Below are 2,222 nucleotides of genomic sequence, written 5' to 3' on the forward strand. Positions count from 1 at the left end.
ACATTGGCAGCAGCAGAGGTATTTGCTTCGATATTGTTCTCTTCTAAGCGCCCCGTGACATAAACTGATGTGTTGCCTGAGACGTTCCCATTGATCAAAAGCCTATCGGTTTTTTGGTCATTTATTGCAGCACCATCACTCCAAGCCGTGTTGAAGTAAATCTTTGCATCACCCGTTGCATTGTAGACTTCTTGCGTGTCTGGTTTACCAGAACCTATATGCAAGGTTTGGTAATGATCTTCTGTTGGTTTCTCAAAAACAATGGAGCTGTTATCGAGATTAAGCACAGAAACATCAGAACGAGATCTTTGAGCGATATCAAGGAGATTGCTATCAGCATCTTTTTCGTTTTTGCTAATTTTCAACGTCCATTTTGTATTGTTTTTCAGATCAAAACGTACATTTCTGTCTTTAGCAATATTCGCTCTGCCTTCTAAAGTAGACTGATCAGCGCTTAAGGTGAAGGTGCCATTGGAGATGGCGTTTGCACCGACATAGTCCCAAAGCTCTTTGTCTTTCCAATAAACGCCTTTTCCTAATAAAACATCGGCATGGATTTCTGAATTTTTGATATTGGCTGTACCAATTGATAGGTCTGCATTGTTTTCGATATCGTTGTCAGTGAAAGCTCCGATAAGAATTCCAGCACCATTTTCTACGTGGATATCTGCATTAGTCACATTGATTTCATTGCTTTGACGTTTTTGCGGATAATTTTGATCTGTGTAGAAGAGAGACATGATTTGCAAACCACCGATTTGTGCTGTTGCAGAAATATCCTTGACATCGATATGTCCACCGTTTTCTGTATACAATGCAGCTTGTTTTCCAAATACTGTTCCGCCTGTCATTGTGATTTGGGATTGTGGACCGCTTGCATGGAGTCCACTACCATCAGATGCGTTAATTTTAGCATTGTCTTTTATGATAATGGTGCCGCCACTCTCAGCAGATACCCCTGAGGTTTTTACATTAAATTCTCCCCCTGATACGTTTATTTGAGAATTAACAGCGGAGGCTATGCCTATATTGGCTTGAGTAACTGTTACATTTTTTAAAGTAAGTTTGTTGTTATGGGTGGACATTACCCCTAAGAGTTGTTGGTCATCGTCTTTACCACTTGATATTTTCACATTTTCTAGCTTATTTTCTTCGCTGTTTTCGTCGCCGAAGAGAGCACCCATTGCAATAGCCGTAATAGAACCTCCAGTCATCTTGATTGTAGCTTTTTTGTATGCCATAAGCCCTGTTGAAACATCCTTAATCGTTGTATTATGTAATTCAATCATGCTTCCAGAGTCATCGGCGCGTGCACCATCTTCGGTGCCATCTGTCGATGTTATAGTAATACCATTGACATCAATATGTCCGCCGTTTTCGGCAAACAATGCGCTTACACCCCGTCCGCTTACTGTTCCTCCAGTCATTGTGATCTTGGATTTTGAACCATCAGCATGGAGTCCATAAGCACTGGATGATGTAATATCAGTCTTGTTGTCGATAGTAACCGTGCTGCCATTTGAAGCATATATTCCATCAGTTTTTCCATCAAATGATCCTCCAGAGATTGTTATTGTCGAGTGATCATCTGCCTTTAGAGCAGAGAAGGCATGCATAACAGTTACATTTTTTAAGGTGAGCGTGCTTCCCTTGGTAACTATTCCTGAGAGTAATTGCAGTCCATCTTTATCTAAGTCTGATATCACCACGTCTTTTAGCATGTTTTCGCTGCTATTCGTGTTATTAAAAGAAGCGCCAACAGAGGCAGCTGCAATGGAACCTCCAATCATTTTGATTGTAGCTCCGTCTTTGGCTTCAAGACCGCGGAAAATCTCAGAATCAAGTTTTGGGATAATTCTACTATCCTGTAATTCAATTACACTGTTAACACCTTCAGCTGTTACAGCGTATACATCGTAATGGACTGGGTGGTTTATCGTTAAATTCTTGCCAATGATTTTGCCACCGTCTTTTGCGTGAATAGTTTCGTAGGTTTTATCGGATACTTCTTGTTGTTTTCCCCCAGAAACTACGAGGGTTTCAGCATGTGCACTGAACTGGATGTTGAACAGGATGATAGCGGCTGCAGCTGTGCATGATAAAAGGGATGTTTTATACACTAGTATTCTCCTTATGATAGCCCCCAAATATTCATTTCCCCGCGAACTTCATAAGAAGAAGTGAAAATGGATAGTTGTTATTAATTTCAGTAATTGTTTTTA

General features: G+C 40.5%; 1 pseudogene. It reads right to left on the reverse strand.

What is annotated here, in order from left to right:
* Positions 1 to 2,120 (reverse strand): annotated as a pseudogene (locus ACFINX_RS09840) (autotransporter outer membrane beta-barrel domain-containing protein); the annotation flags it as partial.
* Positions 2,121 to 2,222: the final 102 nt, after the last annotated feature.

Source organism: Bartonella sp. AP36NXGY (assembly GCF_042195865.1).
GTDB lineage: Bacteria > Pseudomonadota > Alphaproteobacteria > Rhizobiales > Rhizobiaceae > Bartonella.